The 16,877-nt window shown below is 68.6% G+C and carries 16 protein-coding genes; 4 read left to right on the forward strand and 12 right to left on the reverse strand.

Features of this window, described 5'->3' with window-relative positions:
* Positions 1-4: 4 nt before the first annotated feature.
* Entirely contained in the window at positions 5-859 is an 855-nt protein-coding gene (locus DFO65_RS09200; RefSeq protein ID WP_113904121.1) for a 3-hydroxybutyryl-CoA dehydrogenase, read from the forward strand.
* Positions 860-895: 36 nt separating this feature from the next.
* Here the strand turns inward: DFO65_RS09200 and DFO65_RS09205 are convergent, their stop codons facing one another.
* Positions 896-2,155 (reverse strand): aspartate aminotransferase type Ic, encoded by a 1,260-nt coding sequence (locus DFO65_RS09205; RefSeq protein WP_113904122.1) that lies wholly within the window; start codon positions 2,153-2,155, stop codon positions 896-898.
* Positions 2,156-2,270: 115 nt separating this feature from the next.
* Here DFO65_RS09205 and DFO65_RS09210 point away from each other — a divergent pair, with 115 nt between their 5' ends.
* Positions 2,271-2,990 carry a class I SAM-dependent methyltransferase gene (locus tag DFO65_RS09210; protein ID WP_245940578.1) on the forward strand — a complete coding sequence of 240 codons (720 nt, stop codon included), beginning with the start codon at positions 2,271-2,273 and terminating at the stop codon, positions 2,988-2,990.
* A gap of 61 nt (positions 2,991-3,051) precedes the next feature.
* On the opposite strand, the gene DFO65_RS09215 is transcribed toward DFO65_RS09210, so the two are convergent.
* Entirely contained in the window at positions 3,052-3,531 is a 480-nt protein-coding gene (locus DFO65_RS09215) for an Hsp20/alpha crystallin family protein (protein ID WP_113904123.1), read from the reverse strand.
* A gap of 254 nt (positions 3,532-3,785) precedes the next feature.
* Entirely contained in the window at positions 3,786-4,301 is a 516-nt protein-coding gene (locus tag DFO65_RS09220; protein WP_113904124.1) for a ferritin, read from the reverse strand.
* A gap of 150 nt (positions 4,302-4,451) precedes the next feature.
* Here DFO65_RS09220 and DFO65_RS09225 point away from each other — a divergent pair, with 150 nt between their 5' ends.
* Positions 4,452-4,739 (forward strand): 4a-hydroxytetrahydrobiopterin dehydratase, encoded by a 288-nt coding sequence (locus DFO65_RS09225; RefSeq protein WP_113904125.1) that lies wholly within the window; start codon positions 4,452-4,454, stop codon positions 4,737-4,739.
* On the opposite strand, the gene DFO65_RS09230 is transcribed toward DFO65_RS09225, so the two are convergent.
* The 4 genes from DFO65_RS09230 to DFO65_RS09245 all read right to left on the reverse strand — a co-directional run bounded on the left by DFO65_RS09230 (position 4,730) and on the right by DFO65_RS09245 (position 8,971).
* Complete coding sequence (locus tag DFO65_RS09230; RefSeq protein ID WP_113904126.1) at positions 4,730-6,163, reverse strand: amidase; 1,434 nt, start codon at positions 6,161-6,163, stop codon at positions 4,730-4,732. The two genes, DFO65_RS09225 and DFO65_RS09230, sit on opposite strands and share 10 nt — an antisense overlap.
* Complete coding sequence (locus DFO65_RS09235) at positions 6,160-7,404, reverse strand: amidohydrolase (protein WP_113904127.1); 1,245 nt, start codon at positions 7,402-7,404, stop codon at positions 6,160-6,162. Before DFO65_RS09235 ends, DFO65_RS09230 begins: the two co-directional genes overlap by 4 nt.
* A gap of 81 nt (positions 7,405-7,485) precedes the next feature.
* Positions 7,486-8,211: a hypothetical protein gene (locus DFO65_RS09240; protein WP_113904128.1), complete on the reverse strand. Its 726-nt coding sequence runs from the start codon at positions 8,209-8,211 to the stop codon at positions 7,486-7,488.
* Between the two features lie 10 nt (positions 8,212-8,221).
* Entirely contained in the window at positions 8,222-8,971 is a 750-nt protein-coding gene (locus DFO65_RS09245) for a DUF5058 family protein (protein ID WP_181778680.1), read from the reverse strand.
* 271 nt (positions 8,972-9,242) lie between these two features.
* Between DFO65_RS09245 and chrA the strand changes: the two genes are divergently transcribed.
* Positions 9,243-10,421, forward strand: coding sequence for a chromate efflux transporter (gene chrA / locus DFO65_RS09250; RefSeq protein WP_342766918.1), 1,179 nt, complete (start codon positions 9,243-9,245; stop codon positions 10,419-10,421).
* A 132-nt stretch (positions 10,422-10,553) separates the two neighbouring features.
* Here chrA and DFO65_RS09255 read toward each other — a convergent pair whose 3' ends face one another.
* The 5 genes from DFO65_RS09255 to DFO65_RS09275 are packed head-to-tail and all read right to left on the reverse strand — an operon-like array spanning position 10,554 to position 16,783.
* On the reverse strand, positions 10,554-12,932 hold the full coding sequence (locus DFO65_RS09255; protein ID WP_113904130.1) for an ATP-binding cassette domain-containing protein: 2,379 nt from the start codon (positions 12,930-12,932) through the stop codon (positions 10,554-10,556).
* 55 nt (positions 12,933-12,987) lie between these two features.
* Positions 12,988-13,398, reverse strand: a complete 411-nt coding sequence (locus tag DFO65_RS09260) for a VOC family protein (protein WP_113904131.1) — start codon at positions 13,396-13,398, stop codon at positions 12,988-12,990.
* 26 nt (positions 13,399-13,424) lie between these two features.
* Positions 13,425-13,874 (reverse strand): helix-turn-helix transcriptional regulator, encoded by a 450-nt coding sequence (locus tag DFO65_RS09265; RefSeq protein WP_113904132.1) that lies wholly within the window; start codon positions 13,872-13,874, stop codon positions 13,425-13,427.
* A 5-nt stretch (positions 13,875-13,879) separates the two neighbouring features.
* The gene (locus tag DFO65_RS09270) at positions 13,880-15,412 is read right to left on the reverse strand and encodes an APC family permease (RefSeq protein ID WP_113904133.1); all 1,533 of its coding nucleotides are present in this window, start codon (positions 15,410-15,412) and stop codon (positions 13,880-13,882) included.
* Positions 15,413-15,424: 12 nt separating this feature from the next.
* Positions 15,425-16,783, reverse strand: a complete 1,359-nt coding sequence (locus DFO65_RS09275; protein ID WP_113904134.1) for a flavin monoamine oxidase family protein — start codon at positions 16,781-16,783, stop codon at positions 15,425-15,427.
* Between the last annotated feature and the right edge of the window lie 94 nt (positions 16,784-16,877).

Consider the following 16,877-nt stretch of genomic DNA (forward strand, 5'->3'; position numbering starts at 1 on the left):
AGAGATGAGCATCGAGCGCAGTGCGGTCATCGGCGGAGGACTCATGGGGGCCGGCATCGCCGAGGTGCTGGCGAAGGCCGGCCAGGACGTCATCGTGTCCGAGGTCGGCGAGGAGGCGGTGGCGGCAGGCCGGGCCCGGATCGGGAAGTCACTCGACAAGGCCGTGGCCAAGGGCAAGCTGAGCGCCGAGGACAGGGACGCGGCGCTGGGGCGTCTGCGCTTCACCACCGACATCGGCGACCTGGCCGATCGGCAGCTCGTCATCGAGGCGGCGAGCGAGAACGAGGACGTCAAGAAGGCGATCTTCGCCGACCTCGACCGGGTCGTCACCGACGCGCACGCGATCCTCGCATCGAACACCTCGTCGATGCCGATCATCCGCTTCGCCCAGGCGACGTCGCGCCCGGAGCGCGTCCTCGGGGTGCACTTCTTCAACCCGGCGCCCGTGCAGCCGCTCGTCGAGATCGTGTCCTCGGTCCTCACCGACCCCGACGTGAGCCGGACGATGACCGGATTCGTCGCCGAGGTGCTCGGCAAGACGCCGATCCAGGCCGGTGATCGTCCCGGGTTCATCGTCAACGCCCTCCTCATCCCGTACCTGTGCTCGGCGATGAGGATGCTCGAATCCGGGTTCGCGACGAAGGAGGACATCGACGCGGGGATGGTCGGCGGCTGCGCCCACCCGATGGGCCCGATCGCACTCGCCGATCTCGTCGGACTCGACACGTGCCTGTTCGCGGCCGAGTCGATGTACGCCGAGACCGGCGACCCCGCCGTGAAGCCGCCGGTCCTGCTCTCCCGCATGGTCGACGCCGGACTGCTCGGCGTGAAGTCCGGCCGCGGGTTCTACGAGTACTGAACCGGGCGGCCCGGTCGCCGGCCTCGGGAGCCGTCGTCAGCCGGCGATGAGCTTCTCGAGGGCGGCGACCTTCACGCAGGCGACGAGTCCCGTCGACGCGAGCTCGACCTCCTCGAGGCTCGGCATCGTGGGGGCGATGCGGATGACGCTGTTGCTCGGATCGAGACCATAGGGGTGGGTGGCGCCGGCAGGAGTGAGCTTGACGCCCGCTTCGCCGGCGAGCTTGACGATGCGATCAGCAGTTCCCTCCGGCGTCGTCAGGGTGATGAAGTAGCCTCCGTCCGGCTCCGTCCACTGCGCGAGACCGGTGCCGCCCAGTCCGGACTCCAGGGTGGAGAGCACGGCGTCGAACTTCGGGGCGATGATCTCGGCATGGCGGCGCATGTGCGCCTCGACTCCCGCTGCGTCGCCGAAGAACCGCAGGTGGCGCAGCTGGTTGATCTTGTCGGGGCCGATCGCGACGGCGGACAGGTTCGCCCGGAACCAGGCGAAGGTCTCGGGTCCCGCCCCGAAGAACGACACACCGGCCCCGGCGTGGGTGATCTTCGACGTCGACGCGAAGATCCACGGACGCTCGGGGTGACCCTCCTCGGCGCAGATGCTGAGGATGTCGAGGTTCTCGGGGTGCTCCTCCCGCAGATGGTGGAGACCGTACGCGTTGTCCCACAGCAGGGTGAAGTCCGCGGCCGCCGCGGGCATGGCGGCGAGCTCGCGGGCCCTCGACTCGCTGATCGTGACCCCGGTCGGGTTCGAGTACATGGGGACCAGCCACATGGCCTTGACGGAGGGGTCCTCGGCCAATCGCGCCGCCTCGGCGACGACGGGGCCCTCCTCGTCCATCGGGATGCTCAGCAGTTCGAAGCCCAGGGACTCCGCGAGGGTGAAGTGCCGGTCGTACCCGGGCACCGGGCAGAGGATCTTGTGCGGGCCGGCGCCCCACGGGCGGGAGTCGAGCGGTGTGCCGTGCAGGAGCGCGAAGGTCAGTGACTGAGCCATCAGGGTCAGGGAGGCGTTGCCGCCCGCGAGCAGCTGCGCCGTCGGCACCTTGAGCAGGGGGGAGAAGAGAGCGCGGAGCTCGTCGATGCCCTCGAGACCGCCGTAGTTGCGGGTGTCGACGCCGCCGGGAGTGAAGACGTCCTCGCCGCTGACCGCGTCGAGGAGGCCCGCGGAGAGATCGAGCTGGTCGCTTCCCGGCTTGCCCCGCGTGATGTCGAGCGCGAGGCCTCTGGCCGCGAACTCCTCATACTCGCGCGCAGCGGTGTCGAGTTGCTCCTGCAGGTCGGACGTGGGGGTCATCGATGCTCCTAGACGCTCGGTTTCGGCCGGTGTCTCCATCCTAGTCACCGGCGCGGCGGACCGTGCGGGCGGCCGATAGAGTGGACGGGTACGGATCGACGGGAATGGGGTGGGTGTGAGACCTCGGGCGAATGCCGCGCACGGCACGCGCTTCGGCATGCTGAGCGAACTCTACGACGCGGTCAGGCCCGGCTATCCGGAGGCCGCGCTCGACCTCGTCGGCGACTGGTCGGGTCTGCGTGTCTGCGATCTGGGGGCCGGCACCGGGATCCTCAGCCGACTCCTGCTCGAGCGCGGAGCCGACGTCGTCGCGGTCGACCCCGACGCCGCGGCCCTCGAGCGCAATCCGGTGCCGGGCCGGGTGGGCACGGCGGAGTCGACGGGCCTGCCCGATGCCTGTGTCGACGTCGTCACGGTCGCTCAGGCATGGCATTGGTTCGACGAGGCCACCGCAGGGGAGGAGATCGCCCGCATCCTCGCCCCCGGCGGTAGGCTGCTCGTCCTCATCAATCAGCTCGACGTCCGCGTCGACTGGGTGCTGCGCCTGAGCCGGATCATGCATGCCGGCGACGTCTACCGCCCCGAGTTCCGACCCCGTCCGGGGTCGGGATTCGAACTCGTCACCCACTCGCTCGTCGAGTTCGCGACCTCCATCACCGTCGACGGGGTCGTCGATCTCGCCCGGACCCGCTCGTACTGGCTGCGGTCGAACGAGCGGACCCGGGAGCGTGTCGAGTCCAACCTGCGCGGGTACTTCGCCGGCGAGCACCCGATCGCCGAGGCGATGGAGCTGCCCTACATGTGCCTGGCCTACCTGCTCCGCGCGGGGGACTGAATGCGACGAGCGGGCCGCACCACCTCGGTGCGACCCGCTCGAGAGGCGATCGCCTCTGCGCTCAGGACTGTCCGGAGACCTGCTTCTGCTCCTCCGACGAGGACTCGACGACCTCGGGCGACGACGTCGGGCGACTCGAGCCGGCCGCGTGGGAGACCGAGATCTTGCGCGGACGGGCCTCCTCGGCGACCGGGATCGTCAGGGTCAGGACGCCGTCCTGGTAGTCGGCGCTGATCCGATCGAGGGCGACGCGGTTGCCCAGCGTCAGCTGGCGCGCGTACGTGCCCACCGTGCGCTCCCGGGTCAGCCATTTGACGTCCTTGTCCCCGACGGCCGGCTGGCGCTGGGCCCGGACCGTGAGAGTACGGTCCTCGACGTCGACATCGATGCTCGAGGGGTCGACGCCCGGCATGTCGATGTGGGCGACGAAGACCTCTCCGTCCCGATAGAGATCCATGGGAAGCGAGGTCGACGACGGAGTCCTCGTCACCTCCGAGAAGAAGCGGTCGAGGTCACGGATGGGATCGAAACGAGTTGCCATGGGCTTTCCTTTCTCACGCGAGGTCCTTACGTTGAGTCAAACACACTCAACTTTGAAATCATTCCCTTCTCAGGAAATTCTCATTCTCCTGGAGAGATCGCGGGGGACAGGGGAGTGGGCGTCGCCCACCCCGTGCTTGGCACACCTGGAGACGACTGCGGCCGGGCCCTCACGAGGAGGACCCGGCCGCGTGTGCGCTCCCGTGCGGAAGCCCGCACCCGTTCCCAGGATGCGGACTCAGACGGACCGTGCGCTCATTCGCTGTCGGCGCTGATGTCGGGCTGACGGGAGCCGAGCTCGGCATCGATGCGGAGCAGACCGGCTCCGGACTCGCCGACCATCTCGAGTCGTCCGATGATCTCGGAGATGCTCGACTCCTCTTCGACCTGCTCGTCGATGAACCAGTGGAGCAGCGGGAGCACGTCGAGGTCGGACTCGGCCTGGGCGGTGCGGTAGAGACCGCGGATCGACTCCGAGACCTTCTCCTCGTGGGCCAGGGCGGCCTTGAAGAAGTCGATCGGGCGCGAACCGGAGACCTTCGGCGCCGCGATGTCGCCGATCTGCGGGGCGAAGCCGCGATCGAGGCAGTGCTCGATGAACTTCGCCGCGTGCACCTGCTCCTCCTCCGACTGCGCGCGCATCCAGCGCGTCATGCCGGGGAGGTCGAGGTCGTCGAGCTGGATGGACAGCTGCAGGTAGACCATCGACGCCTCGAGTTCGAGGGTGACCTGCTCGCCGAGGACATTCTGCATTGCTGGGCTCAAGTGCATTTCATGCTCCTTCGAAGATCCGAGACGACCGATCGGCCGCCTTCCGTACCACAAGACTGACACCTTCTCCGGAATGATTCCAGAATGGTTAGGCTCCGCAAACAAAGCTCAGGCATAGCAAACCCGGGATCTCTGTGTCACGCTGGAGACATGACTGGCAGCGAAGAGATCACCCACTGGAATCAGACCGAGACCGCGCTGACGACCCGGTTCCTCACCGGATCCTTCGTCCGGGGAGTGGCATTCATCAATGCGATCACCGATGCCGCCGAGGCGGCCGGGCACCACCCCGACGTCGATCTGCGCTACGACCATGTCGACATCACCCTGACCACGCACGACGCGGGAGGTCTCACCGACAAGGACACGGCGATGGCCGAGGAGATCTCGCGGATCGCGACCGACCAGGACATCTCCGCGGACCCCTCTCAGATCTGAGGGTGCCGCAGGTGGTGACTGGTGACGGCCTCGAAGGCGTGGGCCATCCGCAGCAGTCCCACGTCGTTGCCCGGCTTGGCCACCAGCTGCACGCCGACCGGCAGGCCTGAGGCGGAGAACCCCGCAGGCACCGAGATCGCCGGGCACCCCGTCGCCGAGATCAGGCACAGCGCCCGCATCCAGTCGAGGTAGGTCTCGAGCGGTGTCCCGTTGATCTCGGTCGGGTACTCGATCGAGGCGTCGAAGGGAAGCACCTGGCAGGTCGAGAGCACGAGCACGTCGTGACCGGCGAAGAACCGCTCGACCTCGCCGAAGAGGCGGGCCCGGGCGCGGGCCGCCGACGCCACCTCGGCGCCGGTGAGCCCGAGACCCAGCTCGATGTTCCACACGACGGAGTCCTTGATCCGATCGCGGTGGGCGTCGTGGAGAGGGCCCCAGGCGGTGACGAAGTCGAGCGCCCGCTGCACCGCGAAGACCTCATCGGCGTCGGAGAGGTCGGGAATCGTGTCGGTGACCTCGGCGCCGAGGCCCGCGAGGACATCCGCGGTCCCCGCGACGACCTCCGCGACCTCCGTCTCGAGCGGCAGCAGCCCGGCCAGGTCGGGGCTGAACCCGACGCGGACCCCGTTGAGCTCGGGCTCGAAGTCGGCGCCGAGTGCGAACTCCGGCAGGTCGAAGACGCTGCCCGGTTCGTCGATCGAGCCCGGACCACCCGGTTCCGGGCCGCTCGCCACGCTCATGAGGAGAGCGACGTCGGAGACGGTCCGGGCCATGAATCCCGATTGGGCGAGCCACGCGAAGGGGTTGCCCGGCAGGGTGTGGGGGATCCGTCCGTTCGAAGGCCGGAATCCGACGACGTTGTTGAATGACCCGGGGGAGCGCAGCGATCCGCCCATGTCGGACCCGTCGCCCGAGGCCTGGATCCCCGCGGCCAGGGCGGCCCCCACCCCTCCGGACGACCCGGACGCCGACTTCGTCGTGTCGTAGGGATTGAGCGTGGTCCCGAACAGGTCGTTGAAGGTGTGCGACCCGGCGGCGAACTCCGGGACGTTCGTCTTCCCCGTCGTGTTCACCCCGGCGCTCCGAAGGCGGGAGATGATGAGGGAATCGGACTCGGGAACGCGGTCGGCCATCAGCGGCGAACCCCATGTCGTGCGCATGCCCGCCGTGTCGTGGGTGTCCTTGTGGGTCATCGGGACACCGTGGAGCGGCCCGATCTCCGCCCCCGCGGCCAGCGCCTCGTCGGCAGCCGCGGCCCGGGACTGGGCGGCCTCGTCGTCGCGGGTGACGACGGCGTTGATCGCGGGGTTGATCCGGTCGATGCGCTCCAGATGGTCCTCGAGGGCCTCGCGGGCCGAGATCTCCTTCGCCGCGATCCTCGCCGCCAGCTCACGGGTCGACAGCCAGCGCAGTTCGTCGCTCATCGGTCCCCTCCGCGCCCGACCCGGCTGAGCACGGCGGTCAGGGCCGCCCTGATCCCGGTCTCCAGGGTCGTCTCGACGTCATCGGGGGCGAAGAACGGCGAATGGTTCCCCGGCGGGGTCTCCTCGGCGGCGAGCTTCTCGGGGGAGTACCCGCCGAAGAACCAGTAGACGTAGGGGACGTCGATGTCGTCGCCGAAGGCCCCGAAGTCCTCGCTGCCGGTGACCGCCTCGGAGAGGTGGACCTGGTCGGTGCCGAGCTCGGCGCCGAGGTCGGACAGCAGGGCCTCGGCGAGGTCGGGGTCGTTGTAGCAGCGGGGGAACCGGTACATCTCCTCGATCTCGGGCTCCGGCGCCCCGGAGGCCAGCGCCTCGGCGAGGATGATCCGCCGGATGCGGTCGAGGACGACCTCGCGGACCTCCTCGGAGAAGGTGCGGATGTTGAGCTTGAACTCGGCGGAGTCGGGGATGATGTTCTCCTTGAGCCCGCCGTGGAAGGTGCCGACGGTGACGACGGCCATGTCACGCCCGGAGATCTCCCGCGACACGACGCTCTGCAGCCGGGTGATCATGTAGGCGCCGAGCACGATCGGGTCGATCGCGTTCTCCGGCTGGGATCCGTGGGCCTGCTTGCCCTTGACGGTGACCCTGAGACAGTCGGACATCGCCATCGCGGTGCCCGAGGCGGCGTAGACGTGACCGGCCTGCCCGGGCCAGACGTGCTGGCCATAGACGACATCCGGCCTGACGACCCGGTCCCAGAGGCCGTCGTCGAGCATCGCGCGGGCGCCCTGACCGGTCTCCTCACCCGGCTGGAAGAGCATGACGACGGTTCCCGACCACTCCTCACAGTGCTCGACGAGGTGCTTGGCCAGGGCGAGGCCGACCGTGATGTGCGTGTCGTGGCCGCAGCCGTGCATGACCTTCGTCGTGGAGCCGTCGGGCAGGGTGCCCTCGACCGTCGAGGCGTAGTCGAGCCCGGTGTCCTCGGCGATCGGCAGCCCGTCGGTGTCGGCCCGGTAGGCGACGACGGGACCGTCCCCGTTCTCGATGACGCTGACGACGCCCGTGCCGCCGAAGGTCATCGTCGTCAGCCCGAGGGCGGTGAGCCGCTCGGCGATGGCCGCCGCCGTCCGGGTCTCCTGCATCGACAGTTCGGGGGAGCGGTGGAACTCCTTGTACGTCTCGACGGTCTGGGCGAGGTCGGCGGAGATCGCCTCCCTGAGGGCGGAGCGAAGTGGCATGGCGTCCTTTCGTTGATGTGTCCCGGGCCGGATCGGGCCCGAGTCCCTGAGTGTCCCTGTGGCCTGTCCGCGGACCTGGCCTCAGTTGATCCCGTGCGTCTCCTCGGCGCTCCGGTCGGTGACGGCCTTGTTCCGGGTGAACCAGGTGATGGCGATCGTGAGGATGACGACGATGGCCACATCTCCGGGTGCGAGCACAGGCACCAGGGGAATGAGCACGAGGATGACCAGGGCCGCGATGACGAGGGCGATGATCGTCGACTTCACCTGCTTGAGCGAGGCGATGAGCTGCACGGTGACACCGCCGAGGATAGCGGGCAGGATGTAGAGCTTGGCGACGAGGGTCGCCGGCTCCGGAATGAGAGTGACGAGCCACGTGCCGAGGATGCCGACGAAGAGGACCATCGAGGCGACATGGATGAGGGCGGCGCCGCAGATCGCCATCGTCGCGGCGTACTCGCCCTTCCGGGTGCCCGGCTTCACCCCGATGGTGGCCTGCGCGACGATCGCCGAGGGCAGCAGCTTGTTCGAGATGTTGCCGATGAGGAACGCCTGATACATTCCGGCTGGTCCGAGGATCGGGTAGTAGGTGAGCGGTTCGACGATGTAGAAGACGCCGTAGACGGCGAAGACGGCGAGGAACCCGGTGAAGATGTCGCCGAAGTCGATATCGGCGTCGGCGACGAAGAGCAGGTAGAAGGGCACCGAGGTGGCGATGAGGAAGCCGATGAACAGGGTGATCGAGCCCCAGCGGGTCGTCGTCCTCTCGAAGGCTTCGTGGGAGGGAACGGCGGTGATGTTCGACATGGTGTGCTCCTCAGGCTTCCGGCATGCCGAGGCCGGCATAGTGGGCGAAGTAGGACGCGACGAGTGCGACCAGCAGTGAGATGCCCAGGCCCCATTCCTTGAGCCACTGCTGATCGAACTTCTTGGCGATGAACAGGCAGATGCTCATGACGATGGCCGAGACGACGATGGCGATGATGTGGGTCGGGGACTTCGGCAGCTCGCGGAAGGTCAGGGCCGCGAAGGCCGCGAGCAGCGCCGCGCCGGGGATGATCGACATGAGAGCCGGATTGACCTTCTCGAGCTTGTGTGTGCTGCGCCGGAACACCGGGGTGAGCAGCAGGGTCGAGATCATCCAGCCGGCTCCGGAGAGGCTCATCGCCATCAGGGCGACGATGAACACGCCGCGGGTGAAGGTCTCGTCGCCGAGATTGGCTCCCATGGTGCCTGCGGCGATCGACGCCGAGGCGACCTCGGTGGCCGCCGAGCCGATGAGGCCGACGCGGACCACGACAGGAGGAGTGCCGAAGAGCGGGAGTAGGGCGATGGCGACGAGCACCACCGACAGAGAGGGACCGATCGCGGCGACTCCGCCGGCACGGAACGCCGTCCTCACCTCCCGCTGGCTCATCCCCGCTGACTCGGCGTTCTTCTTCACCGCGTTCATGTAGATGAGGGACTGGAGAGCGACGACACCCATGACCGTCATCGCGAGTATCCAGAGGACTGGGGCATTGGCCAGGCCGATGTAGTCGGCTTGGCCACCGGCTGAGATCACCATGTCTGACGCTCCTCACTTCGTTGTCGAGCAGATCGGGCGGCCGCCGGAACCGGGTGGGCTCCGGTCGGCCGCGAACGGGGGATCCGGTCACCGTCGACCGATGTGCCCCATGGAGTCAGGTATACCCGGCTACGGCACGGTAGCGGAGGCTTGACCACGAAGTTCCCGACTATCAGGACAGACGTTGAAGATGGTGAACATCGAGTGAATCGATGACGCGCGGGCTCGTCCGGACTCGGCGCCCAGGGTCATCCGGGTTAGCCTGAGGCTCGTGCGCGCTGTGTTCCTCATCTTCCTCAGGCTCGGCCTCACCTCGTTCGGCGGGCCGAGCGCCCACCTCGCGTACTTCCGCGAGGCCTTCGTCGTCCGCAGGCGGTGGCTCGGGGAGCGGGCCTATGCCGATCTCGTCGCGCTGTGCCAGTTCCTGCCGGGTCCCGCCTCGAGCCAGGTGGGCATGGCGCTCGGACTGTCCCGGGCCGGTCTGCCGGGACTGTTCGCCGCCTGGGCCGGCTTCACCCTGCCCTCGGCGCTCCTGCTCACCGCCGCCGCGCTCGGGCTCTCACGGCTCGAGGATCCGGGGGAGAGCGGGTGGCTGCGGGGACTCATGGCCGCGGCCGTCGCGGTCGTCGCCCACGCCGTCCTCGGCATGGCCCGCTCGCTGACCCCGGATGCCAGGCGCGCGGGCATCGCGGTCCTCGTCCTCGCGATCACGATCCTGGCCCCCGGTGTGTGGACGACGATCGCCGCGCTCGTCCTCGCCGGGCTCCTCGGGGCGCTGCTGCTCCGCAGCGAGGCCCGCGGCGTCGGCGACGACGAGGTCGAGGAGCTGCAGGTGCCGCTGTCGCGACGGGCCGGGGGAGTCAGCCTGCTCGTCTTCGGCCTCCTGCTCGTCGGCCTGCCCGTGCTCGCCGCGGTCACCGGCGATCCGGCGCTGCGCCTCACCGACATCTTCTATCGGGTCGGGTCTCTCGTCTTCGGCGGCGGCCACGTCGTCCTGCCGATGCTCGACGCCGAGGTGGTCGCCGGGGGACTCGTCGACGACTCGACGTTCCTCGCCGGATATGGACTGGCCCAGGCGGTCCCGGGCCCGCTGTTCACGTTCTCGGCCTTCCTCGGGGCCGCCGCGGGCTCGGATCCGAACGGTCTGCTCGGGGCGGTCATCGCCCTCCTCGCGATCTTCGCGCCCGCGGGCCTGCTTGTCTGCGGGACGCTGCCGTTCTGGGCGCGCCTGCGCCGGGCCGCCGGAGCGCGAGCGGTGCTTCTCGGCGTCAACGCCGGCGTCGTCGGGCTCCTCGCGGCGGCACTCTATGATCCCGTGTTCACCGAGGGAATCTCCTCGGGGCCGGCATTCGTCGTCGCGGTCGCCGGCTTCGCCGCACTGCAGACGACCCGGGTCCCGCCCTGGGCGCTGGTCGTCGGCTCCGCAGTCGTCGGTCTGCTCGTGCTCTGAGCTCGGCCTCCCGCGGGCGCTGCGGCCTCCGCGACGCGCGTCAGCTCGGCTCAGGCGTCGCGGGTGCCGCGAATCAGAGGGGAGGCGCCCCGATGAGTTTACTTGACATAATGTATATTATCGGCGTTCTGTTCAAGCCGGTTCCCGCGCCCCGACGTACTCGGCCAGATGCTGCGCCGTCAGCGTCTCGCCGCGGCTGACGAGGTCGCGCGGCGTGCCCTCGAAGACGATGCGTCCGCCGTCGTGTCCGGCGCCCGGCCCGAGGTCGATGATCCAGTCCGCGTGGGCCATGACCGCCTGATGGTGCTCGATGACGATGACCGAGCGTCCCGAGTCGACGAGCCCGTCGAGCAGTTCGAGCAGGTTCGCGACATCGGCCAGGTGCAGGCCCGTCGTCGGCTCGTCGAGGATGAACACCCCGGCCTGGTCGGCGCTCTTCGCCGAGAGATGAGTCGCCAACTTCAGGCGTTGTCTCTCGCCTCCGGACAGCGTCGTCAGGGGCTGGCCGAGACTGAGATAGCCCAGCCCCACCTCGGCGAGGTGGCCGGCGATCCTCCGGGCCGCGGGGATCCGCGACTCGCCCGCGGCGAAGTACTCGAGTGCCTCGCTGACCGGCATGTCGAGGACCTCGCGGATGTTCTTCCCGCCCAGGGTGTACTCGAGCACCTCGGCCTGGAACCCGCGGCCCTCGCAGACCTCGCACGGCGACGACATCCCGGCCATGACGCCGAGGTCGGCGGTGACGACGCCGGCGCCGCTGCAGTTGGGGCAGGCCCCTTCCGAGTTGGCGCTGAACAGCGCCGGCTTGACCCCGTTGGCCTTCGCGAACGCCTTCCGCACCGGTTCGAGCATCCCGGTGTAGGTGGCCGGATTGCTGCGCCGTGACCCCTTGATCGCCCCCTGGTCGATCGTGACCACGCGCTCGCGTGAGCTCAGCGAACCGTGGATGAGGGAGCTCTTGCCCGAACCCGCGACACCGGTGACGACGGTGAGGACGCCGAGGGGAACGTCGACGTTGACGCCCGTGAGGTTGTGGGTGTCCGCTCCCCTGATCTCGAGCGCGCCGGTGGGCGTGCGGGTCTCGGTCCGCAGCGCCGCCCTGTAGCCCAGATGCGCGCCCGTCAGCGTGTCGCTGTCCCGCAGTCCGTCGACGTCTCCGGCGTAGCAGATCTGACCGCCGAGGGCTCCGGCCCGCGGACCGAGGTCGACGACGTGATCGGCGATGAGGATGGTCTCCGGCTTGTGTTCGACGACGAGCACGGTGTTGCCCTTGTCGCGCAGCTCGAGCAGCAGGGAGTTCATCCGCGCGATGTCGTGCGGGTGGAGGCCGATCGTCGGCTCGTCGAAGACGTAGGTGACGTCCGTGAGCGAGGAGCCGAGGTGGCGGACGAGCTTGATCCGCTGTGCCTCTCCCCCGGACAGGGATCCCGAGGACCGGTCGAGGGACAGGTAGCCCAGACCGATGTCGATGAATGCCCGGACGGTCCCGGCGAGCGAGTCGACGAGGGGCTGGACCGTGGGATCGTCGATGCGGGCGAGCCAGGCGGGGATGTCGGAGACCTCCATCGCGCACACCTCGGCGATGGAGCGACCGGCGAGCCGGGAGCCGCGGGCGGCGGCCCCGAGCCTGGTGCCGCCGCAGTCGGGACACTCGGTGTAGACGACGGCGCGGTCGACGAAGGCGCGGATGTGCTTCTGCATCCCGTCGCGGTCCTTGGACAGGAAGGACCGGCGGATGCGCGGGAGCAGGCCGTCGAACGTGAGGTTCGTCCCGTTGATGACGATCTTCTCCCCCTCGGCGTTGAGCAGCCTGTCCCGCTCGTCCGGGGTGAACTCACCGACCGGCTTGTCGGGGTCGAAGAACCCCGATTCGGTGTAGAAGCGCACCGACCAGCCGCCGACCTTGAAGCCCGGGATGAGGATCGCCCCCTCGGCCAGCGACTTCGAGAAGTCGACGACCTCGGCGACGTCGATGTCGGTGGCGGTCCCCATGCCCTCGCAGCGGGGGCACATGCCGCCGCTCACGCTGAAGCTACGTTTCTCGACCTGAGAGCCCTCAGCCTTCTCGACGGTCATCGACCCGGTCCCGGAGACGGTGGGGACGTTGAAGGAGTAGGCGTTCGGGGAGCCGAGCGCCGGCTCGGCCAGACGGGAGAACAGGATCCGCAGCTTCGCGTTGATGTCGGTCACCGTGCCCACCGTCGAGCGGGGGTTGGCCCCGATCCTCTCCTGGTCGACGATGATCGCGGTGGTCAGACCCTCGAGGACGTCGACGTCGGGGCGGGCCATGGTCGGCATGAAGCCCTGGACGAATGCGGAGTAGGTCTCGTTGATCATCCGCTGGGACTCCGCGGCGATCGTCGAGAACACGAGGGAGCTCTTCCCCGACCCCGAGACCCCGGTGAAGACGGTCAGCCGGCGCTTGGGGATGTCGATGCTCACGTCCTTGAGGTTGTTCTCGCGGGCGCCGCGCACGCGGATGAGGTCATGGGTGTCTGCCGGATGGGTCATCGGGTCGGTCTCCGTGAGGTGGGTGGACGGGGTGCCGGTGGAGGGGATGCCGGTGTCAGTCGCGCTGCTGGATGCGGATCATGGTGCCGGCCGGGTCGCGCACGGCGCAGTCGCGCAGGCCGTAGGGCTGGTCCATGGGCTCCTGGACGATGTCCGCTCCCCTGGCCTCCACCTCGGCGAAGACCGCGTCGACGTCGTCGGTCGCGAGGATGATGGCGGCATAGCTGCCTTTGGCGATGAGGGATTCGATGACCTCGCGCTCGGTCTCACTGATCGTCGGGTCGGTGATCGCCGGGGTGAGCACGATGGAGGTGTCCTGCTGGTCGGCGGGCCCGACGGTGATCCACCGCATCTGCCCGGATCCGACGTCGAGGCGGACCTCGAATCCGAGCACGTCGCGATAGAAGGCCAAGGATTCCTCGGCATCGACATGGGGCAGGAAGCTGGCGCTGATCGAGAGGTCCATGGTCCCGATCCTAGCGAGTCCGGGACTCATCGGACTTCTCGATTCCTGATCGGTCTCAGGACGTTCTTGACGATGAAGGTCGGCAGTTCGTGCTCACCGTCGACCGCGGCGTCCCGATAGGCCCGCGGCGACATGCCGACGAGTTCGCTGAACCGGGTGCTGAAGGTCCCCAGGGAGGAGAAACCGACCTGGAAGCAGATGTCGGTGATGGTCTGGTCGCCACGGCGGATCAGCGCCATCGCCCGCTCGATCCGCCGCGACATCAGGTACGAGTAAGGCGACTCGCCGTAGGCGGCCCTGAACTGCCGGCTGAGATGCCCCGCCGACATGTGCTCCCCCGCGGCCAGGCCCGCGACGTCGAGCGGCCGGTCGAACTCGCGGTCGATGCGGTCGCGGACCCGGCGCAGCCGCCGCAGCTCATCGAGGCGAGGCGCACCCGCCTGCCGCCGGGGACCGGTGGAGCCCGGTGTGGCCACCGGCCTCACTCACCGTCGTGGACGCCCTGCTTGAGGGTCTGTCCACGGAAGAATGCCGGGTGCCGGATCGACTGGACGATCATGAGCACGACGCCGAGCAGGAGGACGCCGATGCCGAGGACGAAGACGAGGCCGATGCCGAACACCGACGATCCCGAGCCGTAGGCCGGGTCCATCGAGTCGATCGCGGTGGTGACGAAGATGACGAGCAGCGTCACTCCCCCGAGCAGCGGGAACAGGAACCGGAAGAACACGTTCTTCGCGCTGGCGAACAGCGAGGTGCGGAAGTACCAGATGCAGGCCAGACCGGTGATCCCGTAGTAGAAGCAGACCATGAGCCCGAGCGCCGTGATCGTGTCCCACAGCGCGTTCTCCGACAGCAGCCGCATGACGACGTAGAAGACGATCGCCGCTCCCGCCGAGGTGACGGTGGCGACCGACGGCGACTTGTACCGGGGTGAGACGCGCCCGTACTTCTCCGGCAGCGCCCGGTAGTGGCCCATCGCGAGGATCGTGCGCGACGGTGAGACCATCGTCGACTGCAGGGAGGCGATCGAGCTCGAGAGCACGGCGATCGAGACGAGGATGGCGAACGGTCCCATCACCGGTCCGGCGAGGGCGGCGAAGATCGACTCCTGGTTGTCGGGGTTGCCGGCGCCCAGTCCCTCGGTGCCGACGCCGGCGAAGGAGATCACGGCCAGCGTGCACGCGATGTAGATGACGACGATCGCGATGATCGTCAGCATCGCGGCCCGCCCGGGCGTCTTCTCCGGGTTCTTCGTCTCCTCGTTCATCGTGATCACGGTGTCCCAGCCCCAGAAGAGGAAGATCGACAGGGAGACCGCGGCGGCGATCGTCGAGAAGTCGCCCGCCTCGGCGGGGTTGAACCAGCCCAGCTCGACCGGGGTGGCGTCGAAGGCGGTGCCCTGGGACAGGTGGACGAACGCGGCGACGACGAACCAGACCAGGGCGATGACCTGGAACGCGACGAGCCACACCTGCACCTTCTTCGTGGCTTCCACGCCGCGGTAGGACACCCACGCCGCGGCCGCGGTGAGGAGCACCGTGACCGGGATGTTGATCCACAGCACGCGGGTGAGCTCGGCGATCGCCGGGTCGGAGAACACCTGCGAGAGGAGGAGGAACAGGAAGTCGACCGCGACAGCGGCGAGATTGGACAGCACGAGCACCGTCGCGGCGATGAGTCCCCATCCGCCCATCCACCCGATCCACGGACCGAACGCGCGGGTCGCCCATGTGAACGTCGTGCCGGAGTCGGGCATCGCGGTGTTGAGTTCGCGATAGCCGAAGACGACGAGGAGCATGGGCACGAAGCCGATGAGCAGGATGGCGGGAGTGTGCACTCCCGCCTCCGCGATCGTCGGGCCCAGCCCGGAGGTCAGCGTGTAGGCGGGAGCGATGCAGGAGATGCCGATGACGGCGCCGCCGATCGCGCCGATCTTGCCGGCGGAGAGTCCTTTGGCACTGAGACCGGAACGGGAGTCGGCGCCCGTCGGGAGGGGGGTTTGCGAGGTCATCGGATCATCATCTCAGTCTCGCCCGGATTCGCCGAGGATCTTCTCGGCTGTGTCTCGGCCGATCCTCACCGCGCCGTCGACGTGCTGGTAGCCCAGGCTCGCGATGTCGGAGCTCGCGAAGTGGATGGGCCCCACCGGGTCGTTCTGGAAGCGGCCCCAGCGGTGGAGTCCGCCGAGGTCGTAGCTCGTCGCGTAGGCGCCGCGGGTCCACTCCTCGGACCCGAAGTCGGAGAGGTAGAACACGATCGGGTCGAGGGCGCGAGGGCCGTGGAACTCCGCGATCGCCTCGAGGATGGTCCTCTTGCGCTCCTCCTCGTCGAGGGCCCACATCGCCTCGGCGTTGACGTCGGAGATGAATCCGACCAGGGTGCCCTGCTCCTCCCCGTGGTTGGTGTTGTCGTAGACCTCCTGCACGAGCCGGCCCGCGCCGAAGCCGGTGCCCGACAGCCCCTCCTCGCGCCAGAACGGCGTGGGGTAGGTCGCGTGGACCTTGATGACGAGTCCCATCGACTGGTGCTGGTGGAAGATCTGCTGGGTGCGCGGCAGCGGCGGGTCGTAGGTGATGCGCGAGTAGAGGTTCGGCGGGACGGCGACGATGGCGTGCCCGGCCTCGACGGTGGTCCCGTCGGCGGTGACGACGACGCCCTCGTCCGTCCAGCTGATCGACCGGACGGGGCTGTTCAGTTCGATGACGCCGTCGCCGAGGTCGGCGGCGAGCTGCTCGGACACCGACTGCATGCCGCCGACGACGCGCCGGTCGAGGATGAAATGGTCGTCGACGAGGTGGGAGAACGATCCCGCCGAGGCGGCCATGAGGACGGCCTGGAGAGCGGAGAACGCGGTGGCGGGCTTGGTGAGCATCCCCCCGGCGATGAACATGCCGATGTTCGCACACGCGAGCTCGTCGGAGCTCTGCTGCCGCAGCCAGTGGTGGAACGAGATCGAGTCGAGCTCCGCGGCGTCCTCGGCGTCCCATGGCGCCTCCGCTCCGATCCGGGCGGCCATCTCGTCGAGCATCCCGATGAGCCGCTCCATCTCGGCCTGGGTGTCCTCGCCGACGGGGAACATCTCGCCGCGGTAGACCGTGCGGGTGCCGTCGGGGGCGATGTAGACGCTGTCGCCGTCCCGGTATCTGGGGTAGGTCTCCTTGCCCAGCTCCGCGAGCAGGTCGAGCAGCGCGGTCTGGTCGGGAGAGACCCACTGACCGCCGATCTCGTACATCTGACCGTCGATGTGTCCGGTCCACGTGCGACCGCCCACCCGGTCCCGGGCCTCGAGGACCCTGACCGACCTCCCGGCGGCCCGCAGGGTGCGGGCGGCCATGAGCCCGGTCGGTCCGGCTCCGACGATGACGACGTCGCATGATGACATGGTGCTCTCCTTCGAACTGTCGCGGACCGATCCGCCGCGCATGCGCTACAGGATAGCCAGGGTCGGGTGCCGACACCAAAAGTCGTCGGAGGTC

Origin of the sequence: Brevibacterium sanguinis (genome assembly GCF_003315415.1) — a bacterium.
Lineage (GTDB): Bacteria > Actinomycetota > Actinomycetes > Actinomycetales > Brevibacteriaceae > Brevibacterium > Brevibacterium celere_A.